This window comes from Streptococcus oralis, assembly GCF_018448765.2.
GTDB classification, from domain to species: domain Bacteria; phylum Bacillota; class Bacilli; order Lactobacillales; family Streptococcaceae; genus Streptococcus; species Streptococcus oralis_BM.
On record NZ_JAHCMC020000001.1, the window covers coordinates 1161199 to 1182098 of the forward strand.

The window sequence follows — 20900 nt, forward strand, 5'->3', positions numbered from 1 at the left end:
ATTTTTTAGTAACTTTAATCAATATAGCGCAATTTCCCACGGAAATCTTCTAAGCTCTCGTACCCTTTTTCCACCATGATTGCTTTTAGTTCATTGGTAATGCGTTCAAAAGCTCTAACGCCTTCCTTGTGGAGCGTCGTTCCTACTTGCACCATACTAGCACCACAGAGGATATGTTCAAAAGCATCACGACCCGTTAGAACACCACCCGTTCCGATGATTTGGATTTGAGGATTGAGACGTTGGTAGAAGGCGTGCACATTAGCAAGAGCAGTCGGTTTGATATACTCTCCACCAATGCCACCAAAACCATTTTTAGGACGAATCACGACCGACTCGTCTTCTATATAAAGGCCGTTTCCGATAGAGTTAACACAGTTAACAAACTTAAGTGGATACTTGTTGAAAATAGCAGCTGCTTGATCAAAGTGAACAATATCAAAATATGGTGGCAATTTAATCCCGAGAGGTTTGGTAAAGTAGGCAAATACCTCTGACAAGATACGGTCTGTTGTCTCAAAATCATAAGCAATCTGAGGTTTTCCTGGAACGTTTGGACAAGAGAGATTGAGCTCTGTCAGTCCTTTGAATTCACTCTCTTGAACTTTTTTCAAGATGGTATGTGTTTCTTCTGGAGACATGCCAACTAGAGATAGGAAGAAAGTACGGTTTGGCTCTTTTTCCTGCAAGTCCAAAAGATAGTTCAGATAATAGTCTAAGCCATTATTTGGTAATCCCATTGAGTTGATAGAACCAAGTGGAACATCCTGGTAGCGTGGTTCAGGATTCCCCTGACGAAAGTCCAAGGTTGCTGTCTTTGTGACAAAAGTACCCGCCGCTGAGTTTTTGACTCCTTCAAGCTCTTCTATCGTCATACAAGCCACACCCGCCGCATTCATCAAGCAATTGTCAAACTCAAAGCCAGCTATTTGTGTTTTCGTTGATACCATGATTCTGATCCTCCAGATTCCTTTTATTTCTAATATTATACCATACTTTAAGATTTTCTCTTTGAGAAAGTTATTTCTAGAGAAAACGTTCGCTTTTTGATAATGCTCTTAGTATTGACTGAATGTAAATTGAAAGAATTTTTAGAAAATTTTCGTTTTTTTCTTTACAGTGAAAAAAATTTCTGCTATAATGGCTCATGTAATAAAATATGACAACAAAAGGAGAACGATATGACATCTGCTAAAGACTATATCCAAAGCGTGTTTGAAACTGTAAAAGCTCGTAACGGGCATGAGGCTGAATTTCTCCAGGCGGTTGAAGAATTCTTCAGCACTTTGGAACCCGTATTTGAAAAACACCCTGAGTATATTGAAGAAAACATCTTGGCACGTATCACCGAGCCTGAGCGCGTGATTTCTTTCCGTGTTCCTTGGGTTGACCGTGAAGGTAAAGTACAAGTCAACCGTGGTTACCGTGTTCAATTTAACTCAGCTGTTGGACCATATAAAGGCGGACTTCGTTTCCACCCAACTGTAAACCAAGGGATCTTGAAATTCCTCGGATTTGAGCAAATCTTTAAAAACGTCTTAACTGGACTTCCAATCGGTGGAGGTAAAGGGGGATCAGACTTCGATCCTAAAGGAAAGACTGATGCTGAAGTGATGCGCTTCTGCCAAAGCTTCATGACTGAATTGCAAAAATACATCGGACCATCACTTGACGTCCCAGCTGGCGATATCGGTGTTGGTGGACGTGAAATTGGTTACCTTTACGGACAATACAAACGTCTTAACCAATTTGATGCGGGTGTCTTGACTGGTAAACCTCTTGGATTCGGTGGTAGCTTGATTCGTCCAGAAGCAACTGGTTACGGTTTGGTTTACTATACTGAAGAAATGCTCAAAGCCAACGGTAACAGCTTTGCTGGTAAGAAGGTTGTGATTTCAGGTTCTGGTAACGTAGCCCAATACGCTCTTCAAAAAGCGACTGAACTTGGCGCTACTGTTATCTCTGTATCTGACTCAAACGGTTATGTCATCGACGAAAATGGTATTGACTTCGATCTTCTAGCAGATGTGAAGAATAACCGTCGTGCACGTTTGACTGAGTACGCTGCTGAAAAAGCCACTGCTACTTACCATGAAGGTTCTGTATGGACTTATGCTGGAAACTACGACATCGCTCTTCCATGTGCGACCCAAAACGAAATCAACGGTGACGCAGCTAAACGTCTGGTTGCTCAAGGAGTTATCTGTGTATCTGAAGGTGCTAACATGCCGAGTGACCTTGATGCGATTAAAGTCTACAAAGAAAACGGAATCCTTTACGGACCAGCCAAAGCTGCCAACGCTGGTGGTGTAGCTGTATCAGCACTTGAAATGAGCCAAAACAGCCTTCGCCTCTCATGGACCCGTGAAGAAGTTGATGGACGTCTCAAAGACATCATGACCAATATCTTCAGCACAGCTAAAACAACCGCTGAAACATACGGTCTTGGTACTGATTACCTTGCAGGAGCTAACATTGCTGCCTTTGAAAATGTAGCAAACGCTATGATTGCCCAAGGTATTGTTTAAAATTCATTTGCTCAATCCTCAATCGTTATGATTGGGGATTTTTATGTTGGCTTCAAAAAAGCTCACTATTTAAAATAGTAAGCTTAAAATCAAGATTTATTTTACCTCTACTAAGGCAAAAGACAGGCATTCAACTATTTCATTTACTGCTTCATCTATGTCTAGGTCCTCATTATTATTCAACATCATTGGAAGAGCATAAGAAAGACTCAAAGCTAAAATATAGCGAACAATTCTTTCATTTGACCAATCTCGGATAACACCATTTTCTTTAAACTGATTCAGAACTGGACTAATTGGCTTAATGATAGAGTGAATAATAACATTCCCTAACTGGTCAGAAATAGTTTTATCAATAAAAGAACGACTTAAGAGAATTTTAACTTGCATTTGATTCTCCTGAATGAAAACTAGTCTATCCCAAACTATACTTCTCAAAAACACTGGAAAACTCTCTTGGTTTGCTGTAAATTTCTTCTCAGAAAAATCAGCAATCACATCTGGAATAACTTGTTCGAGAAAAGTTGACAGAATAGCTTCTAATATTCCTTCCTTGGTTTTAAAGTAACTAAAAACTGTCCCCTCTGAAACTCCAGCCTCCTTAGCAATAAGGCTGGCTGTTGTATTTTCAAAGCCAATTTCTGAAAATAGCTTTAGACTTGATAATAATACTTGACGTTGTTTTAAACTCAAGTTGCTATTTTCTAATGTCTGAGCATACTTTTGTTCTAAACTTTCCATTGCTGGCACCTCTCTGCTACTCTCTTACTTTTACAACCTTCTTACCTCGAGTGTGTCCCGACTTCAGACTACGATATGCCTCTCTAACAGACTTTAGAGAAAAATCATAAACCTGATCAATATTCAGCCGAACCTTCCCATCTGAGATCATTTCCGCTAGAACTCTAAAATCATCATATGTGGAATGTCTCGGACCCGTGAACTGAGCTCCTCTTATCATAACATATGGTGAAGGTACTAGCGTTCCAATAGCCGTGCCCTTCAATCCTAAACTGAAAGCCAATTTAACATAATCACTTCCATAGCAATCCAAGAATTTTGTAATTGGCTTTGGACTTGCTGATAGAAGAGCATTCTGGATGTTCTCTTCGTAAGCAACTGGTATGGCACCTAAAGACTTCAGATATTCTGAATTTTTCTTACTAGCAATTCCAATAACTGTCGCACCTTTAGCAACTGCATACTGTACTGCAATACTTCCAATACCACCTGCCGCCGCTGAAATAACTACAACATCTTTAGGATTTAAGTTGATTCTTCTAAAAGCACCACCCACTGTTAGGGAAGCCACTCCCATAGTAGCAGCATGGTTCATATCAATCATCTCTGGTTTCAACACAATTTCTGATTCATTGACACAAACTTCTGTTGCCAAAGCTCCCCTCTTGGTCCCCAATCCAGGGTCACTGATCATTGTACCAAAAACCTTATCCCCTACTGCAAACCGCTTTACTCCTTCACCAACTTCTGTGATAACTCCAGCAAAATCCCGACCAACACCTCTTGGAAAAAGAGATGATTTTGACTCAAACCAACTACTTGGCTTCCTGAGTTTTGTCATAAAAGATAGAAATCGGAGTGGCTTTGCACCTTCAAAAGTCTTATAATCAATAGGATTTAAACCAACTGCATGAACTTCTACCCTAACTTGATTCACTTTCAAAGAATCAGATTTAATGTTCACTAAATCTAACACTTCTTCATCACCGAAACGACTATATTGTATTTCTTGAACAACCATTGTATGAACTCCTTTACACATCTACAAAATTGAGTGAGCACTCAATCACTTTTCTTGATTATATGCTTATTTCCCATAGATGTCAACTATACTGTTTCCACAGCTTCTAACAAAAGCTGTTCATGATAAAAATAGATCTATTTTTCCTTATGAAAGATTATCAAACTATAACTCAAAGAAATCCGACTGCTTATAAAAGCAGCCGGGTTTTTATATATCTAATTTTTCAAAAAATTTGCCTGTTGACTGCTTTTCTTTTAGCTTCTCCAGTAGCTCATTCTCCAGAAAAGGACTTAGTTCGTCAAAGTCTTGACAAACCTTAAAAACAGTCTCTCTGTCCAACTGGTCATAAGCTAGTTCGTAATAGTCCTTATGATGTTGCCAATTCTGCTCATAATTGATATCTGTTCGTTGATAGTAAACAATATTTTGCTTCGGAGTCAGGTAAAGCTTCTGTGTTAGAATGTTTTTCTGATCTTTGGATAGTTTGCTACGACTGAAAATCTTAACACCTTGAAAAATCTTGCGCTCATGGATACCTTGATTTGTGACTTTTAATTCAACTCTTTTATAGTGCATATAGTTACCTCCAAAAACTACTTTCATTATATCAGACTCTGGTAGATTTGCAAGCAAAAGTATCATTTCCAAAAATCTTTAGTAGCCTCTAAAATTTCTTCTGTCGGTGTTACTGTGGCCTCAATAATGCTCTTGTCAGTCTTTTTCAGATAGGCTTGTATCAGATGATAGCCATAAGCATAGCCTGCAGCATAGGGCATTCCAACCGGTATTTGACCTTGAATCTCAGCTATTTCATCACCGTAAAGATAAGGAGCCATTTCCGCCATCCCTGTTAGCTGAAGCTGACTTGAGATGATGGGCTTAATCTCTTCTAACTGCTCGGAACTAGTTGAAGTGACCCAGGATCCGATGAGCTCTTTACCATAGAGCTCAGCAGCAAAAGACTCTGCTAATCCTTCACTGACTACCCAGTCTGCTAGTGTTGTCTGCTGGTTCCATTTGATAAATTGGAAGCGAACATTATGATTGCACTCGTGGGCCAGAGCCGCTTGCACACGTGGCAAAGTATAGTCATTCGGTAGCAGACTAAGCATGAGGTAACCTGGAATTCCACCATCTCCGCTATAACCCTTATTGAGCTGTAACATGGCCTTTTCAGGGTTGCCCAATAAAATAGTAAAATGGTAATCCTCAACCTCTAAATCATAGCCAGCTTGCTCAAAAAGACCAATACTCCTCTTGATGGTATCTTGACAATTTTGCCAGAGTTGATCAGAACTTAGAGCGTCGATAGCCGGTCTATCCTTCTCTGACAGAGTTCCGGGTAGCTGATTCATAAAACCAAGTAGGAACAAAGCATCAAATCCTCCGGGATACTTGGCTTTCAGAGGAATATGTTGAGTTTGGTATTTCGTAGCAAAAGGTGCTAATATTTTAGTTCGAAAACAGCCCTCTCTCTTTTCCAAAGGAAGCTCGAGCATCTCTTGGTAAGCTTTATCTGAACGAATCATATTGATTTGCATAATAATCTCCTTTCTTATCTACTATTAGTATAATCCCTTACCTAAGGTCAGAGTCAAGAAGAAAATCGAATTTCTATCAAGATTCTAGTAACTGTTAGAAAAAAGCACCCTAGAACTTTCGTATCAGACTATAATTTCAAGTAGGTTTACCCATTTAGAACAGAAAAAAGATAACATCATTTCGATTATCCTAAAATCAAGAAACTATAAAAGTTTTACCGCAAGTTGCACAGGTCAATTCAGTTCCAATTACTCCATCTGTTGGCTTATGACAAGTAGGACAATAAACACGTTTTGCTGATAGTCGATAAGATAACTCATCTCGTAATTCTTTCCCCTTAATTTCAATAACATCCTCTTCTTGTTCTTCAAACTTAAGGACTGTTATCAAAGCTTTGTCATATTGTTTCATCCGTGGCTGTTTTAAAAATAAAAAAGCAGATAGAATCAAAAATAGGAAAAATAAAACAAACAAAATTGTAACTATTAAAAGCCACATAAAGTAGAAATCGTGAAGTAATCCTTCTTTTTTTCCTAATAACCATCTTATTTCCTTATCTATGGACTGATAAAATTTTAATCCCGAAATAATACATATGAAAGATACTACAGGATAAACAACCTTGGAAATAATTAAACGATAGCGTCTCATTTATATTTCCTTTCTAGATAACCATGCACCACAATAATCACATGATTTACCTTGCCCTAGGTCAAGCAGATTCTCACCACTACATGATGGACAAATAACAGGATAGGTATTTTTGTTAATCTGGTGCTTTTCAAATAAAGTGAATAATGCTTGTATTTGATTTCGTTTCTTGACTTCTTCTTGTCTCTTAGACTCACAATAAGTCATCACCAAAATTGAAATCACACTAAGCAAATACCAAGGAACTAAAAGAAATAAAAATCGGACCGACCATTCCCTAGATTTTTCAAATTCAAAAAACGATGATAAAATGATTAAAACAAGTATTTGAAGTAAATTCTTCTGTTTTAATTTCTTCAAGGAAAAGGAATCTTTAATTGTTTCTCGAAATAAATATAAAATAATTAAAGCAACTAGCACAAAGGTAACATTTTGAAATGATAAAAATAAAAAACTGATCACAATAGGAATGCCCACAAACTTTGCCAAAATTATAAAATCAAGATTTTTCAATATAAAGATAGTTGGTCCATCATCTATAGAAAAGATAGCAAGTGATAAAACTACAAAACAGAGTATTACTATATTCGAAATTAACCAATGAAAGCCTTTTTCCCAATTATTCTTAATATACTGCTTCACCTATCTTCTCCTCTAGTTGCTATATACTCTCTATAAAGAGCTTTCCCATTATATATCTCATCCAAAGCTTTGACTTTAATTTTTATATTTTCTAAAACACCAAAGCTATAAAATGCAAAGGAAGACAAAAAGAAACCTGATAAAGAAAAAATAATAGGTGTCACTATTGAGAAAATCGGCTCACCATGTTCTAGAAATAGAGTCACGGTCCATAGTGAAATAAAAAATGTTGCACTTGTTAATCCCATAAAAAGTATACTTAATAAACGAAATACTTGGTACATCCAAAATATCCTCCTGTCATAGAACTTGTCTAAGTAAATCCCTTACTTTCTTAAAAACTTTCCAAGTACTTTTCATAGTTCTTTGTATCTATTCATACATTTTCATACTTGGAATTACATAATTTGAATGATCTAAAGATACAAACAAAGAAACCTTAGTTTTCAGATTTCTAAGAAAAAGGGAAATTCTGGTAATCCCAGACTTCCCAAATAAAATCAAAAATAAATGTGAAAATATAAAAAACCAAAAGTTAAAGATAGTATCCAACCTAGATTGGTATAAAAATTATTTTCTCCTAAGGTTCGAACTATCTTTCATTACCACAATTAGAACAGAAATTTGCACCTTCCAAAAAAGCAGTTCCACATTGGCTACAAAAATTAGCTAAGCCTGTTTCGCCTTTGAGATCAGTTTGATGCTGAGAATTCCTATCTTCAATCTGATCCACCAAATTGCCGAATTTAGCTCCTAAACCAAGTCCCATGGCGATTTTCATGCCTGTTCCCATTAGATTCCCTGTAGAATCATTATTTTTAGCTGCCTCTTCTAAAATATCAAATTGTCTCTCTTCTTGATACGTATATTCTTCAATATCTCGACTAGCCTGCTTGCTTTTGGCTTCTAAAATTTGCTTGTGGAATTTAAAGATTTCTCTATATCCATTGCTATTCTGATTTACCTTTAAAGCCTCAATGTTAAATTCCTCAATACTAATTCCATACTTAGCAAAATGGCTAGATAAAATTTCTGACAAACCAACAGCTATATCAAAACTGTGCATCTCAATATCAATAATTGGAATCTTATAGTTATATATTACTTGTGAAATAACCGAACTAATCAGTCCACTGGCGGTTTGTCTAAATCGGTTTTGTAAAATAGCAGCTGTTATAACATCAGGGTGACTTGGCATAAATTCTAGTATAAAAGCTTCCAAATTTACAATTCGAGGAATGAAATTCCCATGTATTTTCAATTCAACAGGAATATCACTTTCTGGATCTCGAATAATTATAGGAGAAGAAGTTCCCCATCCAATCGGTTGTAAATCATACATGTTTACAAACCACAAAAATGATGAGTCAGATGAAATACTTCCACTTAGAAAACTTTTTATTCCTGAAACTACTTGAATATCATATCCTTCAATCTTATGTTTACCAGCATCATAAGTAGTTACTGCTCTTCCATTTGAAAACAATACAGCACACTGTCTAGGGTTTACAATTACAGTTGTTCCTATCTTGATATTCGTTTTAGGATGTCTCCAAGCAAGTATATTCCTTGTATCTTCACCTTCATAACGAATAACATCAAACAAATTTAATGCCATCTTTTCTCCTTTTTTAATAAAAATTATAAATTAAAAAATCAATCTTCCCTAACTATATTACTATTATATAACCCCTTTATTGAAAAGGCAACTCATATTTATAAATTATTGTCTCTGGACAAAACTTCAAATAGAAAATATAGAAAAACCGCTACTCCTAAGAATAGCGGTTTAATCATGTTTTTAAGCTACTAAAGTAGTCGCTCTATTATTTAAGAGTAACTGAAGCTCCAGCTTCTTCCAATTTAGCTTTGATTTCTTCAGCTTCTGCAGTTGGAACGCCTTCTTTGATGACGCCTGGTGCACCATCAACAAGTTCTTTAGCTTCTTTAAGTCCAAGACCAGTGATTTCACGTACAGCTTTGATAACGCCAACTTTTTTGTCACCAGCAGCTGTCAATTCAACGTCAAATGAATCTTTAGCAGCACCAGCGTCAGCAGCACCAGCTGCAGCTACAGCTACAGGAGCAGCTGCAGTTACACCAAATTCTTCTTCGATAGCTTTTACAAGGTCGTTCAATTCAAGGATTGAAGCTTCTTTAATTTCAGCAATAATGTTTTCAATGTTCAATGCCATTGTTATTTCCTCCAAATAAGTTTTTAATTATAATAGTTTTTTCGTAGCTAGGCTACGCTGCGTAGCTTAAGATTAAGCTGCGTCTTCTTTGTTGTCTGCAACCGCTTTGACTGCAAGAGCAACGTTGCGCACTGGCGCTTGAAGTACAGAAAGGAGCATAGAAAGAAGTCCTTCGCGATTTGGAAGAGTTGCAAGAGCAACGATTTCTTCTTTAGATGCGACAGCGCCTTCAATTGCACCACCTTTGATTTCAAGTGCTTCAGCGTTTTTAGCAAAGTCGTTCAAGATTTTCGCTGGTGCGATAACATCTTCATTAGAAAATGCTACGGCAGATGGTCCAACAAATACTGATGCAAGATCTTCAAGACCAGCCTTTTCAGCTGCACGACGCAAGATTGAGTTTTTAATAACTTTATACTCAACTTCGCTTCCACGAAGCTCACGACGAAGAACTGTATCTTGATCAACTGTCAAACCACGAGCGTCTACAACGACGATAGATGCAGCAGCTTTCATTTTTTCAGCTACTACGTCAACTAGTTCCGCTTTTTTAGCAATAATTGCTTCACTCATTAGTGTGTTCACCTCCGTAATTATTTTGCTTGGGGAATTTTTTCAAAAGAAAAACGCGCCCAAACCTAGACACGAAAGTACAATACGCTTCTTTTTACATGATACGTTTTGTCCTCGGTAGGATCTTTATGAGTCGAGCTCCCCTACTGTCTTAGGCAGTTTTTTCAAACCGTATATAAGTATAGCATAGACAAAAAAAGAATGCAAGATTTTTGCAAACTTTTTTTGAAATTTTTTAAATCTCTACCGTCAAAACTTTGCCTTGCTTAACCACCTGTTCTCCTGCAATATAAACATCGTCAACATCACTGGATTTGACTGCATAAACGAGGTGAGATAACATATTTTTCTGAGGTTGTAGATGGATTTTTCCTTGTGGTTGAATGACCAGAAAATCTGCCTGTTTGCCGACTTCTAGGCTTCCTATCTGCTTTTCCATTCCAAGGACCTTGGCACCTTCTATCGTCAGAGCTTTGAGGGCTGTTTCGATTGGAAACTGGCTGGCATCTCCACTCTTCATCTTCTGAAGAAGGGCTGCAGTCCGTCCTTCCTCAAACATATCTAGATTGTTATTGGAAGCAACCGAGTCAGTCGCAATTCCGACTGCTACTCCTGCTTTTTGAAGTTGGATGATGGGAGCAATCCCTGAGGCTAGTTTGAGGTTACTAATAGGATTATGGGCGATAGCCACATGAGAAGTTGCCAAGCGTTCAATTTCTCTCTCGTTTAATTCGACCCCATGAGCAAAGACAGACGGATGATCTAAGTAACCTAGTTCTTCTAGAAAGGCAAGGGGACATTTGCCATAGCGTTTGAGGATAATTCCTGATTCCTCCTTGGTCTCCGCCACATGGATATGGATAGGAATATTCAGCTCTTTTGCCATATCTAAGCTCTCTTCCAGCAAATCTTTACTACAGCTGTAGGGAGAATGTGGGGCTACCATAACCTTGAAATTTGGATTTTCATATCCTAAGATTTCCTCTATGATGGCTCGTGTTCTGCTTATAGTTTCAGCAGTTGTCTCTGCCTCTGAAGAAAAGAGGGTCGGTGAGAAATAACAACGCATCTTAGACGCCTTGACTGCCTGATAAATTTGCTCAATATCCACTCCATTGGGATTATACATATCATTGAAGCTTGTTGTCCCTGACTGGAGCATCTCCGTCAGAGCTTCTTTGACTGCCTTGGTAGTCATATCGGGAGTAAACTCAGCTTCTGCTGGCCAGATATAGTCATTAAGCCATTCATGGAGATTGCTGTCATCCCGAATCCCTCTCAAACCTGTCATAGCAGAATGGGTGTGACAATTGACCAAACCAGGCATGATCCAGGCTCCCTGATAGTCTATAATCTGCTCAGCTTGCTCTAAAATCTCAGGCTCCTCTTGACCGACATAGACGATTTGAGAGTCCTTAACGGCTAAGACACCATCCAAATAAACATGGAAATCTTTGTCACAAGTCACGATATTTACATGCTGATAGACTTTCATTATAGGTTCCTTTTCTATAAGACAATTTACAGTGAACAATTTTTCTAGCTATTGTAACAAAAAAGTCACCCGAAGGCAACTTTTTTCCATAATATTTCAAAATAGAAAGAGTTATTCAGAGCTAAAAGCTGCTGCTTTTTGCATTTGGTAATACTTGCCCTTTCTAACCATGAGCTCTTGATGATTTCCATGCTCCACGATATCGCCATCCACCAAGACAAGAATCAAATCCGCATCCTGAATAGTTGACAAACGGTGAGCAATGATAAAGCTTGTACGTCCCTTCATGAGTTTAGCAAAGGCATCCTGTACTAGCACTTCTGTCCGTGTATCGATGGAGGAAGTCGCTTCGTCTAAGATAAGAATCTTTGGTATAGCTAGAAAGACTCGGGCGATGGTCAAGAGCTGGGCTTGACCGACAGATAGTGATTCTCCTGCATTTTCCAACTTAGTATCGTATCCCTGTGGCAACTGTTGGATGAAAAAGTCTGCATTGGCTGCATTGGCTGCTTTGGCAGCAGCAATCACCTGCTCCCGACTGGCTTCAGGATTTCCAAAGGCAATATTGTCATGAATGGTTCCTTGCTTGAGCCAGGTTTCTTGGAGCACCATGCCAAACTGCTGTCTCAATGATGCTCGGGTATAATCGTAAATAGAACGACCGTCTAACAAGATATCTCCCGAGTTAATAGGATAAAAACGCATGAGGAGATTGATGAGAGTTGACTTACCAGCACCTGTTGGACCAACGATGGCTACCTTGCTACCAGCTGGGATATCGATAGACAAATCCTTAATCAAGATCCTTTCAGGATTGTATCCAAAAGAAACATGCTTAAAGGAAATGGCGCCCTTGACTTGGTCACTGGTCAAGACTTCTTTACCTGTTTCAGCAACCTCAGGACTTTCTAATACAGCATAGACGCGCTCTGCACAAGCGAGAGCACTTTGCAACTCGGCTAGAACAGAAGAAATATCGTTAAAGGGCTTAGTATACTGCTGAACATAGTTCAAAAAGGTCACTAAACGACCGATGGTCAAGGTGGACCCCATCATGATACGATAGGCTCCCACTCCAGCTAAAAGCGCATAAATCAGCGCATTGACAAAGCGAGTTGAAGGATTGACCGTTGATGAATAAAAGATAGCTGACTGAGAATAACCTGCGTAGTTGCCATTAGCCTCGTGCAGTCTTCGAATAAACTCTGTCTGAGCATTAAAGGACTGGATAATGGTCTGCTGGCTAAGCGATTCTTCAATCAACTGAGTCTGAATCCCCCTGGTCTCTGTTTGCTTCTGGAAGAGATGATAGGACCGTTTGGCAATAAAGCGTGAAATCACCATAGATAATGGCGTCAACAGCAAGACCAAGAGGGTCATGAGAAGGTGAATTTGGAGCATGGCTAGAATACTAACCAAAATCATCAAAACACCAATGAAAAATTGATTGAAAATCATGGTCAAGCCGGCTGCCAGCTGTTCTATGTCTGTGGTCACACGACTAACCATCTCTCCACTGCCTTGTCGATCCACAAAAGCAATCGGTAACCGATGGAGTTTATGGATGATTCGCTCTCGTAAATCTCTGGTATAAGAGAAAATTAGACGATTATAGAGGAGAGGATTGGCCCATTGTACCAGAGTATTTCCTATTACCACCAAGAGCATCTGGAGAAAAATCTGCCAAAAAACTGGTGAAGAACCAGCCACCAGGACTTGATCAATGACCTGCCCAATCAAGATAGGTAGATAAATTGATAAGGCAACCTGGGCAATCGTTCCTAGAAAGGCTAGGAAAAGGAGGAAGGGATGGCTTGCTAAATCCTTAGCCAAACGTTTGAGCGTCTGGTTTGCAGTTTGTCGTCTCATGCTCGGCCTCCTTTCCATGTTGGGATGCATTGATTTCGCGATATACTGGGCTAGTTTTCATCAAGTCATCGTGCTTGCCGATAGCTAGTAACTCACCTTTTTCCAAAAGGAGAATCTGGTCAGCCATCTGTAAAGTTGAGGTTCGTTGAGAAATCAAGATTAAGCTCGTGTCTGGCAAATTTTCTCGGATAGCTTTCAAGAGCTTGGACTCTGTGATGGTGTCGAGGGCCGAAGTTGCATCATCTAGGATGAGAAATTGAGCTTGGCGCAAGACTGCTCGGGCGATAGACAGACGTTGTTTTTGCCCACCTGAAAAATTTCGGCCTCCTGCTTCAACTAGGGCATCCAAAAGTCCTTCCTTTTCACTGACAAAATCCTTAGCTTGCGCAATTTCCAAGACCTGCCATAGTTGCTGGTCAGATACTTCTTGATTGAAGCCTAGAGTCAAGTTGGAACGAATAGTTCCCTTAAAAAGTTCGACTTTTTGAGGCACATAGGCAATCCAAGACCTCCACTGCTCCAAATTAAGAGGACTACGTCCATCTCGATAAAGGTCAATGCTCCCCTTGTCTACTGGATAAAGTCCAAGTAAGACTTGCACCAAGCTTGATTTACCAGAACCAGTACCTCCGATGATACCAAGGATTTGCCCCTGCTTCATATCAAAGGAAATGTCTCTCAGAGAAGGCTGGGCCGCATCAGGATAGGTAAAGGTCAATTCTTGAACTTGTAAAACCCGATCACTGGTAGCTTGCTTTTGTTCTAACTCCGAATGGATATCTTCAGGAGTCTCAGCAAAGACTTCCTCGATTCGCTTGGCTGAGATATAGGATTGGTTGAGAGAATTAATCAGCATGGCGAGCTTAACCAATTCCACTAAAATCTGCAAGAGGTAGTTGATAAGAGCAATCAGGGCACCTTGACTGAGTAAACCACCTTGAATTAAAATGTAGCCCTGCCAGATGATGACGAGAAGAGTTCCATTAACAATCAGATAGGTCAAGGGGGGTAATAAAGTAGCCCAGAAACCCGTCTTTTCTTGCAAACTGGCATAGACTTGGTTAAGGGTTTGAAAAATCTGTAACTCTCGTTTTTCCTGACCAAAAGCACGAATAACTCGCATGCCTTGTAATTGCTGGCGCGTTTCCTGAACCAGCTGATCCGTTTTCTTTCTGAGACTGCTGTAGAGAGGATTGACCAGTCGAGAGAGACCGACAATGACAATCGTCAAAATGACAACCATAACTAAGAACCAGAAAGTCAGCTCAGCCGAGATGCGATAGGCCATAAAAATGGCTCCAAAAACGATAATAGGCGCTCTCAAAAAGAGGCGCAGGAATTGATTAATCCCAGTCTGAATCTGGTAGGTATCCGAAGCCAAGCGGGTCACCAAGCTAGAAGTTGTCAAACGGTCTCTGCTGTCCTTAGGTAAAGAAAGAATATGACGATAGAGGTCGTTCGTCAATTCCTTGGCAAAACCTACCGCTGCCTTTGCTGAATAAAATTGAGCAATCAAGGCTACTAAAACGCCAATCACTGCAAAGATAAGGAGCAGGCCAATCTGCATCCAGAGATGCCCTTGATCTCTCTGGGGCAAGGACTGGTCAACAATCCCTGCAATCACCATGGGAACCAAGAGCTCAAAAACAGCTTCTAGTAGCTTAAACAAGGGTGCCAAAATGGATTCCTTGATATAGGATTTGAAGTAAGATAGTAAGTGTTTCATAAATCCCTTCTATTCATATTCTAGAAATGAAGAAAGTGGGAAGCCCCACCCTCTCAGTTTTATTTGTTTAAGCAAGGTAATAGATAGCCATATCCTGCTTTCTCCATCTCATCCTTGGCTACAAAGCGTAAGGAAGCAGAATTAATACAGTAACGGAGGCCACCTAACTCCTGAGGTCCATCTGTGAAAACATGACCCAAGTGAGCATTGCCTGAGCGAGAACGAACCTCGATTCGCTCCATTCCATGGCTCAGGTCCTTGTAATAGTGAATCAACTCCTTAGAAATCGGACGACTAAAACTTGGCCAACCACAACCTGAGGCAAACTTATCCTTAGCAAAAAAGAGTGGCTCCCCTGTCGTGATGTCTACATAAATCCCCTCTTCAAAAGTTTGGTCATAAGCATTGGTAAATGGCGCCTCTGTAGCAGCTTCTTGCGTAACACGGTAAGACTCTTCAGTTAAACTTTCCTTTAACACCTCTTGACTAGGCTTTTCATAGTTAGATGCGTCAATCAATGGCTTCTCAGCATCGGTCACATCGATATGACAATAACCTGAAGGATTCTTCTTAAGATAGTCTTGGTGGTAGTCTTCAGCCAAAATGTAGTGGCGAAGTTTCTCCACCTCTACTGCAATCTTTCGACCCAGCATACGCTCCTGCTCCTGCACAACTGTGTAGATGGCTGGCAAGTCTGCTTCATCTTGGTAATAGATACCTGTACGATATTGGCGACCACGGTCATTCCCCTGCTGGTTAATAGACAAGGGATCAATAACACGGAAATAATAGAGCAAAATCTCTCTGAGTGACACAGCTTTCTCATCATAAATCACTTGAACAGTCTCTGCATGGTCTGTTTCCTTGAGTAGCTGGTAATTGGTCGTTTCGACTTGGCCATTAGCGTAGCCAACACTGGTTGCTAATACGCCTGAAATTCGTGAAAAATACTCCTCTAGGCCCCAAAAACAACCACCTGCTAGATAAATTTCTGCCATCTTCTTTCTCCTTTATCAAGTTTTTAACTAATAATCTTCGAAAATCTCTTCAAAGCACGTCAGCTTACATCTGCAACCTCAAAACAGTATTTTGAGCTGACTTCGTCAGTTTCATCTACAACTTCAAAACCATGTTTTGAGCAACCTGCGGCTAGCTTCCTAGTTTGCTCTTTGATTTTCATTGAGTATAGACTTCTTTTCAAAAAAAGGACAGGAAGCCCTCTAGTCGAGACTTTCCCCATCCTATCTACTATTCTTTACTTTGTTTCGACACGAACACCTTGCGTATCAACCTTCAAATCATGAAGTTTGCCTTTGAAAGGCTGCTTTTGCAATTCTGCCTTAATCGTTGGCATCTTGTCATGAGAAGCCAAAACCATAACTGTCGGCCCAGCACCAGAGAGGTAGGTTGCATAGGCACCATTCTCTTTAGCTACTTGCTTAATCGTCGCAAATTCACGGACCAAACTTTGACGATAGCGCTCGTGGAAGAGGTCCCCCTCGATTGCTTGACCAGCTGTCACCATATCTCCTGCTAACAAGGCTGCAACCGCCACATTGGCGATAGAACTAGCCGCAACTGCTTCCTTATAAGACAATTTCTTAGGCAAGACACCACGACTGTCACGAGTACGCAATTCATAGTTAGGAATATAAGCTAAAAAATCACATTCTGGGAAGTCAGCCACGACAGCAGAGACTTGCCCTTCAACGGAACTTGCAATAACGAGATTACCATAAATGGCTGGAGCCACATTGTCAGGATGCCCTTCAATCTTGGTCGCCAGCTGCAATTTGTTGTGGTCAGATAAGTTGAGCTTTCCTAATTGGTTGGCTAGTTCAATCCCAGCTACAATAACCGAGCTAGAAGAACCCAAACCACGCGCCAAGGGAACATCACTGGTCATTTTCAAGCGTCTCGGTTGCAAGTCAGGCGCAATTTGCAAGGCAATCTTAAGCAAAAGATTACGCTCGTCATGGGGAATCCATTTGCCAATCTGGTGTTCAATCAACCACTCATCTCGTTCTTCACAGACCTCAATTTGAAGATACTTGGTAACAGCTACACCGACCGAATCAAAACCTGGCCCAATATTGGCACTGGTTGCAGGTACAATAATCTTCATCCTATTCTCCTAACACCTTGAAGGTATTCAAGAGGTCAAATTCTGAAGCTTTGGCCAACTCAGCTGAAACATTCTCAAGTTGTGCTTTATTAATCTTATGAGTGATAATCACTACACGCGCCTTGTCACCCTCTTTGCCATCTTGGAGGATTTGCTTGAAGGAAATATCTTGAGCATTAAAGATTTCAGCCAATTTCAAGACCTGACCTTTTGAATCTGGTGCCAAGATTGAGAAATAGTAGTTTGCTTTAACATCTTCTGGATTTGCCAAGACCAAGTCACGGCTGTATTCATTGAAGTCTTTACCAATAGTGCCATCATTTAAGCGACGAACGATACGGACAATGTCCGCTACAACACTAGTTGCAGTTGGTTTTTGACCAGCACCTGGTCCGTAGTACATCGATTCACCGATTCCGATAGACTCCACAAAGACTGCGTTCATTACCCCATTCACACTGGCAAGTGGATGTGCTTTAGGAAGGAAGGTTGGAGTCACTTCTGCAGCAATACCTGAAGGAGTTTCCTCGATGGAACCAACCAATTTCACTACATAGCCAAGGTCTTGGGCTACAGCTACGTCTTCTGGTGTGATGTTGCGGATTCCCTTGTGAGCTACATCGTCAAAGGCAACCTTCATACCAAAAGCAAACTGGCTCAAAATCACCATCTTGTAGGCTGCATCAATCCCATCCACGTCATTTGTAGGGTCGCTTTCTGCAAAACCTTGTCTTTGAGCTTCAGCCAGAGCATCATCATAAGACCAGCCTTCTTCCACCATCTTGGTCATCATGAAGTTAGAAGTTCCGTTAACGACACCAAGAACGCGCGTGATTTTGTCAGAAGCCAACGAATTTGCTAGAGTGCGAAGAATTGGAATCCCACCAGCTACTGCCGCTTCGTAGTAAAGTGCTACGTTATGCTCTTTAGCGATTTCTAGCAATTCTGCGCCATGGACAGCCAAAAGGTCCTTGTTAGCAGTAACAACGTGTTTCCCAGCTTCTAAGGCACGAGTGATAAAGGTCTTAGCTGGTTCGATACGCCCCATCAATTCCACTACGATTGTAATGTCTTGATCTGACAAAATATCATCTACATTAGTCACAAAGTTAAAGTCATTTCCTGCTGCAAGCAAGCGATTCTTTTCATCTTCATCCTTGACCAATACCTTGGCCACTTCAATCTCCGAATGAGCTGACTGAACGATTTTTTCTCCATTTTCCTTTAGGAGGAATGGCACACCACTTGCAACGGTACCAAATCCAAGTAAAGCAATTTTAACTGTCATGTTTGTCTCCTAGAAATTTTCTGATATAGCCATTATAACAGAATTTTGCGAAAATTCCTAATATAGTAAATCACTATTTCAGTCTGGTAAAGAAAAAACGAATCCCATGATTCGTCTTTCCCGATAAATGAAAATTGATTTCTAAAAACTATGAATGAATTTTTTGAAGACCGAGAACTGCATCGTGATTGATCAAGATTTGCCCATACTCTTGCAAGACTGAACGACTGATGTCACTGTCGTCTGCAAACTCACGCATACGGGCTAACAGCCAGGATGGGTAAGGACTAGGATGATTTGCCACATCAACCAAGATTGTCAAATAGTAGTGTCCATTCATCTTATAGAGTTCAGATGTTTCCATCTGGTAGTTAACCGTCTTTGCAAAAGCAACTAAGTCAGCAAGGCTTGCAAAACGCAGGATATAGTAGATATAAGGTTCCTTCTTATTCTCCGTCTCCTTTTCTGTTTGCTCTTGCTCTTCTTCCTTTGCTTCGACCTGCTCTAGAGATTGGATAGCTTTAATATCGTCTTTGGTCTTGTCTGCAATGCTCTTTTCCAAGGTTTTGAGAAATTCATCCGGCGACATTTGGGCTAATTCTTCCATGTCGGGTAGATCCGCTAAATCTTCAAAATCCAGATTCTGGTCAATCTTGGACTTGGTCACAAAGACGTCGACCTTATCAGGTTTTGGCGTCACACGGAAACTTAGCATGCCACTGTCCAAGAAATTGTCTGGCATCTCTAACTCATCTAAAATAGCATAGAAAAACTCTTCGGTTTTTTCCTGAGGAACGAGAAAGTCTGCAATCTCCATTCCCCGATCCATCAAATCATCTAAAGTCATCGTGATTTTCAGTGTTGTATCACTAATTTGTTTCATCTTCATATCTAGTAACCTCATACTTTCAGTCTATCTATTATACTAGATTTTTACGATTTTATCAAAAGAATGAAGCGAGAATGTGATATAATACTAGATATGATTTTAGATTTAAGAAAGAAAGTTCAATGAAAAATATAAAAGTAAATGCCTTGGCCAGCTTGCTGGTCAATATTCTCAATATCGTTTTTCCACTGATAACCAACCCTTATCTGACGCGGATTCTCAGCAAATCCAACTACGGTTATTTCAATACAGCCAATACCTGGGCAAGTTTCGTTATTCCACTAGCTGCCTTTGGCATCTACAACTACGGGATTCGAGCTATTAGTAAGGTCAAGGATGACAAGAATAAAATCAACTATGTTTTCTCTAAGTTGTTTTATATCTCAGTTTTCACTTCTCTCCTGACGACTGGTATCTACTTCCTCTTCATCTTCTTTGACACCAGCATTGAGAACCTGAAAGTCCTCTACTACATTCTAGGGGCCCAGGCTCTCTTCCAATTCCTCAATATCGAATGGATGAACGAGGCTTATGAAAACTATGCCTTCATCCTCTACAAAACGTTAATTATTCGAATTACCATGCTGGTTGCTATCTTCGCCTTTGTTAAAACGGCAGATGATATCGTTCCTTATGCTATCGTTATGACAGCGACCACTATCCTCAACTACCTGCTCAGTTTTCTTTGGATTAAGAGGGAAGTTTCTTTTGTTAAAATTGGATTCGTCGAATTAGCTAAAGCTTCTAAACCGCTCTTCACTATGCTTCTCTTAGCAAACGCTAATATGCTTTATACCTTGCTAGATAGAATGTTTATCACCAAGGGACCGGATGAAAACTATATTTCCTATTATACAATTGCCTATAGTATCGTCATGCTGATTGCCAGTGTCTTGAGTGGAGCTATCAACGTAAGTATTCCGCGCCTTGGCTACTATCTCGGTAAAAAGGATTACAAGTCCTACAATTATCTCGTGAATCAAGCGGCATCCTTATTCTATTTCCTTATGGTTCCAACTAGTATTGGGATTATGATATTAGGACGGTACGCAACTGTTATTTATTCTTCTGAAAAGTATCTTGAAGCGGGTATCGTAACTAGCGTCTTCGCTTTTCGTACCATCATATGGGCTATTGAATTGATCCTTGGTAAACAGATTATCTTTATCAACGACCATGAAAATCGCTTAACTGCCTTCTACTTCCTCGGTGGTGGCGCCAATATACTCTTAAATAGCATCTTGTATTTCAATAATATTTTTGCACCTGAGTATTACATCGCCACGACCATTATCGCAGAAGCTATCGTTGTTTTACTTGAAATTCATTTTATCAAGAAACACCAACTGATTAGTTTAAAAGAAATTTTTATAACCTTAACACGTTATAGCCTCATATCCCTTGGTTTTATACCAATCTTCTATATTTTCAAGATGATTTTCCAAATCAATTCCTACACAGTAAACTTCAATATGATTCTCATGGTTCTTTCTACCGTAGCAACTTGTGGTATCTATTATCTCTTGACCCTCTTTATCACCAAAGACAAAACACTCCACTATGCACTGAATCTTGTACTTGCTAAATTAAAACGAAATTAAAAAATCCCCTA

At 39.8% G+C, this 20900-nt stretch carries 21 protein-coding genes and 1 other annotated feature; of the genes, 2 read left to right on the top strand and 19 right to left on the bottom strand.

All coding sequences use genetic code 11. The annotated features are described in order from the left end of the window. Window positions 1–14 precede the first annotated feature (14 nt). Window positions 15–950: a dihydroorotate oxidase gene (locus KIH88_RS05720; RefSeq protein WP_213988038.1), complete on the bottom strand. Its 936-nt coding sequence runs from the start codon at window positions 948–950 to the stop codon at window positions 15–17. Between the two features lie 231 nt (window positions 951–1181). Between KIH88_RS05720 and gdhA the strand changes: the two genes are divergently transcribed. Further along, window positions 1182–2528, top strand: a complete 1347-nt coding sequence (gene gdhA / locus KIH88_RS05725; RefSeq protein ID WP_213988039.1) for an NADP-specific glutamate dehydrogenase — start codon at window positions 1182–1184, stop codon at window positions 2526–2528. Window positions 2529–2624: 96 nt separating this feature from the next. Here the strand turns inward: gdhA and KIH88_RS05730 are convergent, their stop codons facing one another. From KIH88_RS05730 to mecA, 18 genes are all read right to left on the bottom strand, one after another. Next, on the bottom strand, window positions 2625–3269 hold the full coding sequence (locus KIH88_RS05730; protein WP_000444591.1) for a TetR/AcrR family transcriptional regulator: 645 nt from the start codon (window positions 3267–3269) through the stop codon (window positions 2625–2627). Window positions 3270–3285: 16 nt separating this feature from the next. Beyond that, a complete protein-coding gene (locus tag KIH88_RS05735) occupies window positions 3286–4290 on the bottom strand; it encodes an NADP-dependent oxidoreductase (protein WP_213988040.1) in 1005 nt (334 codons plus the stop codon). Between the two features lie 210 nt (window positions 4291–4500). After that, window positions 4501–4869, bottom strand: a complete 369-nt coding sequence (locus tag KIH88_RS05740) for an EXLDI protein (protein ID WP_213988041.1) — start codon at window positions 4867–4869, stop codon at window positions 4501–4503. A 62-nt stretch (window positions 4870–4931) separates the two neighbouring features. Next, window positions 4932–5834, bottom strand: coding sequence for a DUF2268 domain-containing protein (locus KIH88_RS05745; RefSeq protein ID WP_213988042.1), 903 nt, complete (start codon window positions 5832–5834; stop codon window positions 4932–4934). 196 nt (window positions 5835–6030) lie between these two features. Next, complete coding sequence (locus KIH88_RS05750) at window positions 6031–6486, bottom strand: hypothetical protein (RefSeq protein ID WP_213988043.1); 456 nt, start codon at window positions 6484–6486, stop codon at window positions 6031–6033. Beyond that, window positions 6487–7128, bottom strand: a complete 642-nt coding sequence (locus KIH88_RS05755) for a hypothetical protein (RefSeq protein WP_213988044.1) — start codon at window positions 7126–7128, stop codon at window positions 6487–6489. Next, window positions 7125–7412, bottom strand: coding sequence for a hypothetical protein (locus KIH88_RS05760; protein ID WP_213988045.1), 288 nt, complete (start codon window positions 7410–7412; stop codon window positions 7125–7127). Before KIH88_RS05760 ends, KIH88_RS05755 begins: the two co-directional genes overlap by 4 nt. 308 nt (window positions 7413–7720) lie before the next feature. Continuing rightward, window positions 7721–8746, bottom strand: coding sequence for an SPFH domain-containing protein (locus KIH88_RS05765; RefSeq protein ID WP_213988046.1), 1026 nt, complete (start codon window positions 8744–8746; stop codon window positions 7721–7723). Window positions 8747–8954: 208 nt separating this feature from the next. Continuing rightward, a complete protein-coding gene (gene rplL, locus KIH88_RS05770; protein WP_001196962.1) occupies window positions 8955–9323 on the bottom strand; it encodes a 50S ribosomal protein L7/L12 in 369 nt (122 codons plus the stop codon). Window positions 9324–9395: 72 nt separating this feature from the next. Next, window positions 9396–9896, bottom strand: a complete 501-nt coding sequence (gene rplJ, locus KIH88_RS05775) for a 50S ribosomal protein L10 (protein WP_001287266.1) — start codon at window positions 9894–9896, stop codon at window positions 9396–9398. 38 nt (window positions 9897–9934) lie between these two features. Then, window positions 9935–10070: a sequence feature (ribosomal protein L10 leader region), on the bottom strand. A gap of 61 nt (window positions 10071–10131) precedes the next feature. Then, a complete protein-coding gene (locus tag KIH88_RS05780; protein WP_213988047.1) occupies window positions 10132–11391 on the bottom strand; it encodes a TRZ/ATZ family protein in 1260 nt (419 codons plus the stop codon). A 111-nt stretch (window positions 11392–11502) separates the two neighbouring features. Next, window positions 11503–13260 (bottom strand): ABC transporter ATP-binding protein, encoded by a 1758-nt coding sequence (locus KIH88_RS05785; RefSeq protein ID WP_125841250.1) that lies wholly within the window; start codon window positions 13258–13260, stop codon window positions 11503–11505. Then, window positions 13217–14986: an ABC transporter ATP-binding protein gene (locus KIH88_RS05790; protein WP_125841249.1), complete on the bottom strand. Its 1770-nt coding sequence runs from the start codon at window positions 14984–14986 to the stop codon at window positions 13217–13219. The genes KIH88_RS05785 and KIH88_RS05790 overlap by 44 nt, the downstream gene beginning before the upstream one ends. Window positions 14987–15045: 59 nt before the next feature. Then, window positions 15046–15984, bottom strand: a complete 939-nt coding sequence (gene msrB / locus KIH88_RS05795; RefSeq protein ID WP_084853424.1) for a peptide-methionine (R)-S-oxide reductase MsrB — start codon at window positions 15982–15984, stop codon at window positions 15046–15048. Between the two features lie 59 nt (window positions 15985–16043). After that, entirely contained in the window at window positions 16044–16166 is a 123-nt protein-coding gene (locus KIH88_RS05800; protein ID WP_002875566.1) for a hypothetical protein, read from the bottom strand. A 75-nt stretch (window positions 16167–16241) separates the two neighbouring features. Continuing rightward, window positions 16242–17111, bottom strand: coding sequence for a homoserine kinase (gene thrB / locus KIH88_RS05805; RefSeq protein WP_084853423.1), 870 nt, complete (start codon window positions 17109–17111; stop codon window positions 16242–16244). Window position 17112: 1 nt separating this feature from the next. Further along, on the bottom strand, window positions 17113–18399 hold the full coding sequence (locus KIH88_RS05810) for a homoserine dehydrogenase (protein ID WP_213988048.1): 1287 nt from the start codon (window positions 18397–18399) through the stop codon (window positions 17113–17115). A gap of 148 nt (window positions 18400–18547) precedes the next feature. Further along, complete coding sequence (gene mecA, locus KIH88_RS05815) at window positions 18548–19288, bottom strand: adaptor protein MecA (protein WP_125841262.1); 741 nt, start codon at window positions 19286–19288, stop codon at window positions 18548–18550. Between the two features lie 122 nt (window positions 19289–19410). On the opposite strand from mecA, the gene KIH88_RS05820 reads away from it, so the two are divergent. After that, a complete protein-coding gene (locus tag KIH88_RS05820; RefSeq protein ID WP_213988049.1) occupies window positions 19411–20889 on the top strand; it encodes an oligosaccharide flippase family protein in 1479 nt (492 codons plus the stop codon). Window positions 20890–20900 lie beyond the last annotated feature (11 nt).

Excerpts from the sequence above, each read along its gene's own strand:
- mecA (WP_125841262.1), bottom strand. The coding sequence starts at position 19,288 with ATGAAGATGAAACAAATTAGTGATACAACACTGAAAATCACGATGACT.
- KIH88_RS05765 (WP_213988046.1), bottom strand. The coding sequence starts at position 8,746 with ATGGCATTAAATTTGTTTGATGTTATTCGTTATGAAGGTGAAGATACA.
- KIH88_RS05800 (WP_002875566.1), bottom strand. The coding sequence starts at position 16,166 with ATGAAAATCAAAGAGCAAACTAGGAAGCTAGCCGCAGGTTGCTCAAAA.
- KIH88_RS05760 (WP_213988045.1), bottom strand. The coding sequence starts at position 7,412 with ATGTACCAAGTATTTCGTTTATTAAGTATACTTTTTATGGGATTAACA.
- thrB (WP_084853423.1), bottom strand. The coding sequence starts at position 17,111 with ATGAAGATTATTGTACCTGCAACCAGTGCCAATATTGGGCCAGGTTTT.
- rplL (WP_001196962.1), bottom strand. The coding sequence starts at position 9,323 with ATGGCATTGAACATTGAAAACATTATTGCTGAAATTAAAGAAGCTTCA.
- KIH88_RS05750 (WP_213988043.1), bottom strand. The coding sequence starts at position 6,486 with ATGAGACGCTATCGTTTAATTATTTCCAAGGTTGTTTATCCTGTAGTA.
- KIH88_RS05790 (WP_125841249.1), bottom strand. The coding sequence starts at position 14,986 with ATGAAACACTTACTATCTTACTTCAAATCCTATATCAAGGAATCCATT.
- KIH88_RS05735 (WP_213988040.1), bottom strand. The coding sequence starts at position 4,290 with ATGGTTGTTCAAGAAATACAATATAGTCGTTTCGGTGATGAAGAAGTG.
- msrB (WP_084853424.1), bottom strand. The coding sequence starts at position 15,984 with ATGGCAGAAATTTATCTAGCAGGTGGTTGTTTTTGGGGCCTAGAGGAG.
- KIH88_RS05785 (WP_125841250.1), bottom strand. The coding sequence starts at position 13,260 with ATGAGACGACAAACTGCAAACCAGACGCTCAAACGTTTGGCTAAGGAT.
- KIH88_RS05780 (WP_213988047.1), bottom strand. The coding sequence starts at position 11,391 with ATGAAAGTCTATCAGCATGTAAATATCGTGACTTGTGACAAAGATTTC.
- gdhA (WP_213988039.1), top strand. The coding sequence starts at position 1,182 with ATGACATCTGCTAAAGACTATATCCAAAGCGTGTTTGAAACTGTAAAA.
- KIH88_RS05740 (WP_213988041.1), bottom strand. The coding sequence starts at position 4,869 with ATGCACTATAAAAGAGTTGAATTAAAAGTCACAAATCAAGGTATCCAT.
- KIH88_RS05745 (WP_213988042.1), bottom strand. The coding sequence starts at position 5,834 with ATGCAAATCAATATGATTCGTTCAGATAAAGCTTACCAAGAGATGCTC.
- rplJ (WP_001287266.1), bottom strand. The coding sequence starts at position 9,896 with ATGAGTGAAGCAATTATTGCTAAAAAAGCGGAACTAGTTGACGTAGTA.
- KIH88_RS05720 (WP_213988038.1), bottom strand. The coding sequence starts at position 950 with ATGGTATCAACGAAAACACAAATAGCTGGCTTTGAGTTTGACAATTGC.
- KIH88_RS05730 (WP_000444591.1), bottom strand. The coding sequence starts at position 3,269 with ATGGAAAGTTTAGAACAAAAGTATGCTCAGACATTAGAAAATAGCAAC.
- KIH88_RS05820 (WP_213988049.1), top strand. The coding sequence starts at position 19,411 with ATGAAAAATATAAAAGTAAATGCCTTGGCCAGCTTGCTGGTCAATATT.
- KIH88_RS05810 (WP_213988048.1), bottom strand. The coding sequence starts at position 18,399 with ATGACAGTTAAAATTGCTTTACTTGGATTTGGTACCGTTGCAAGTGGT.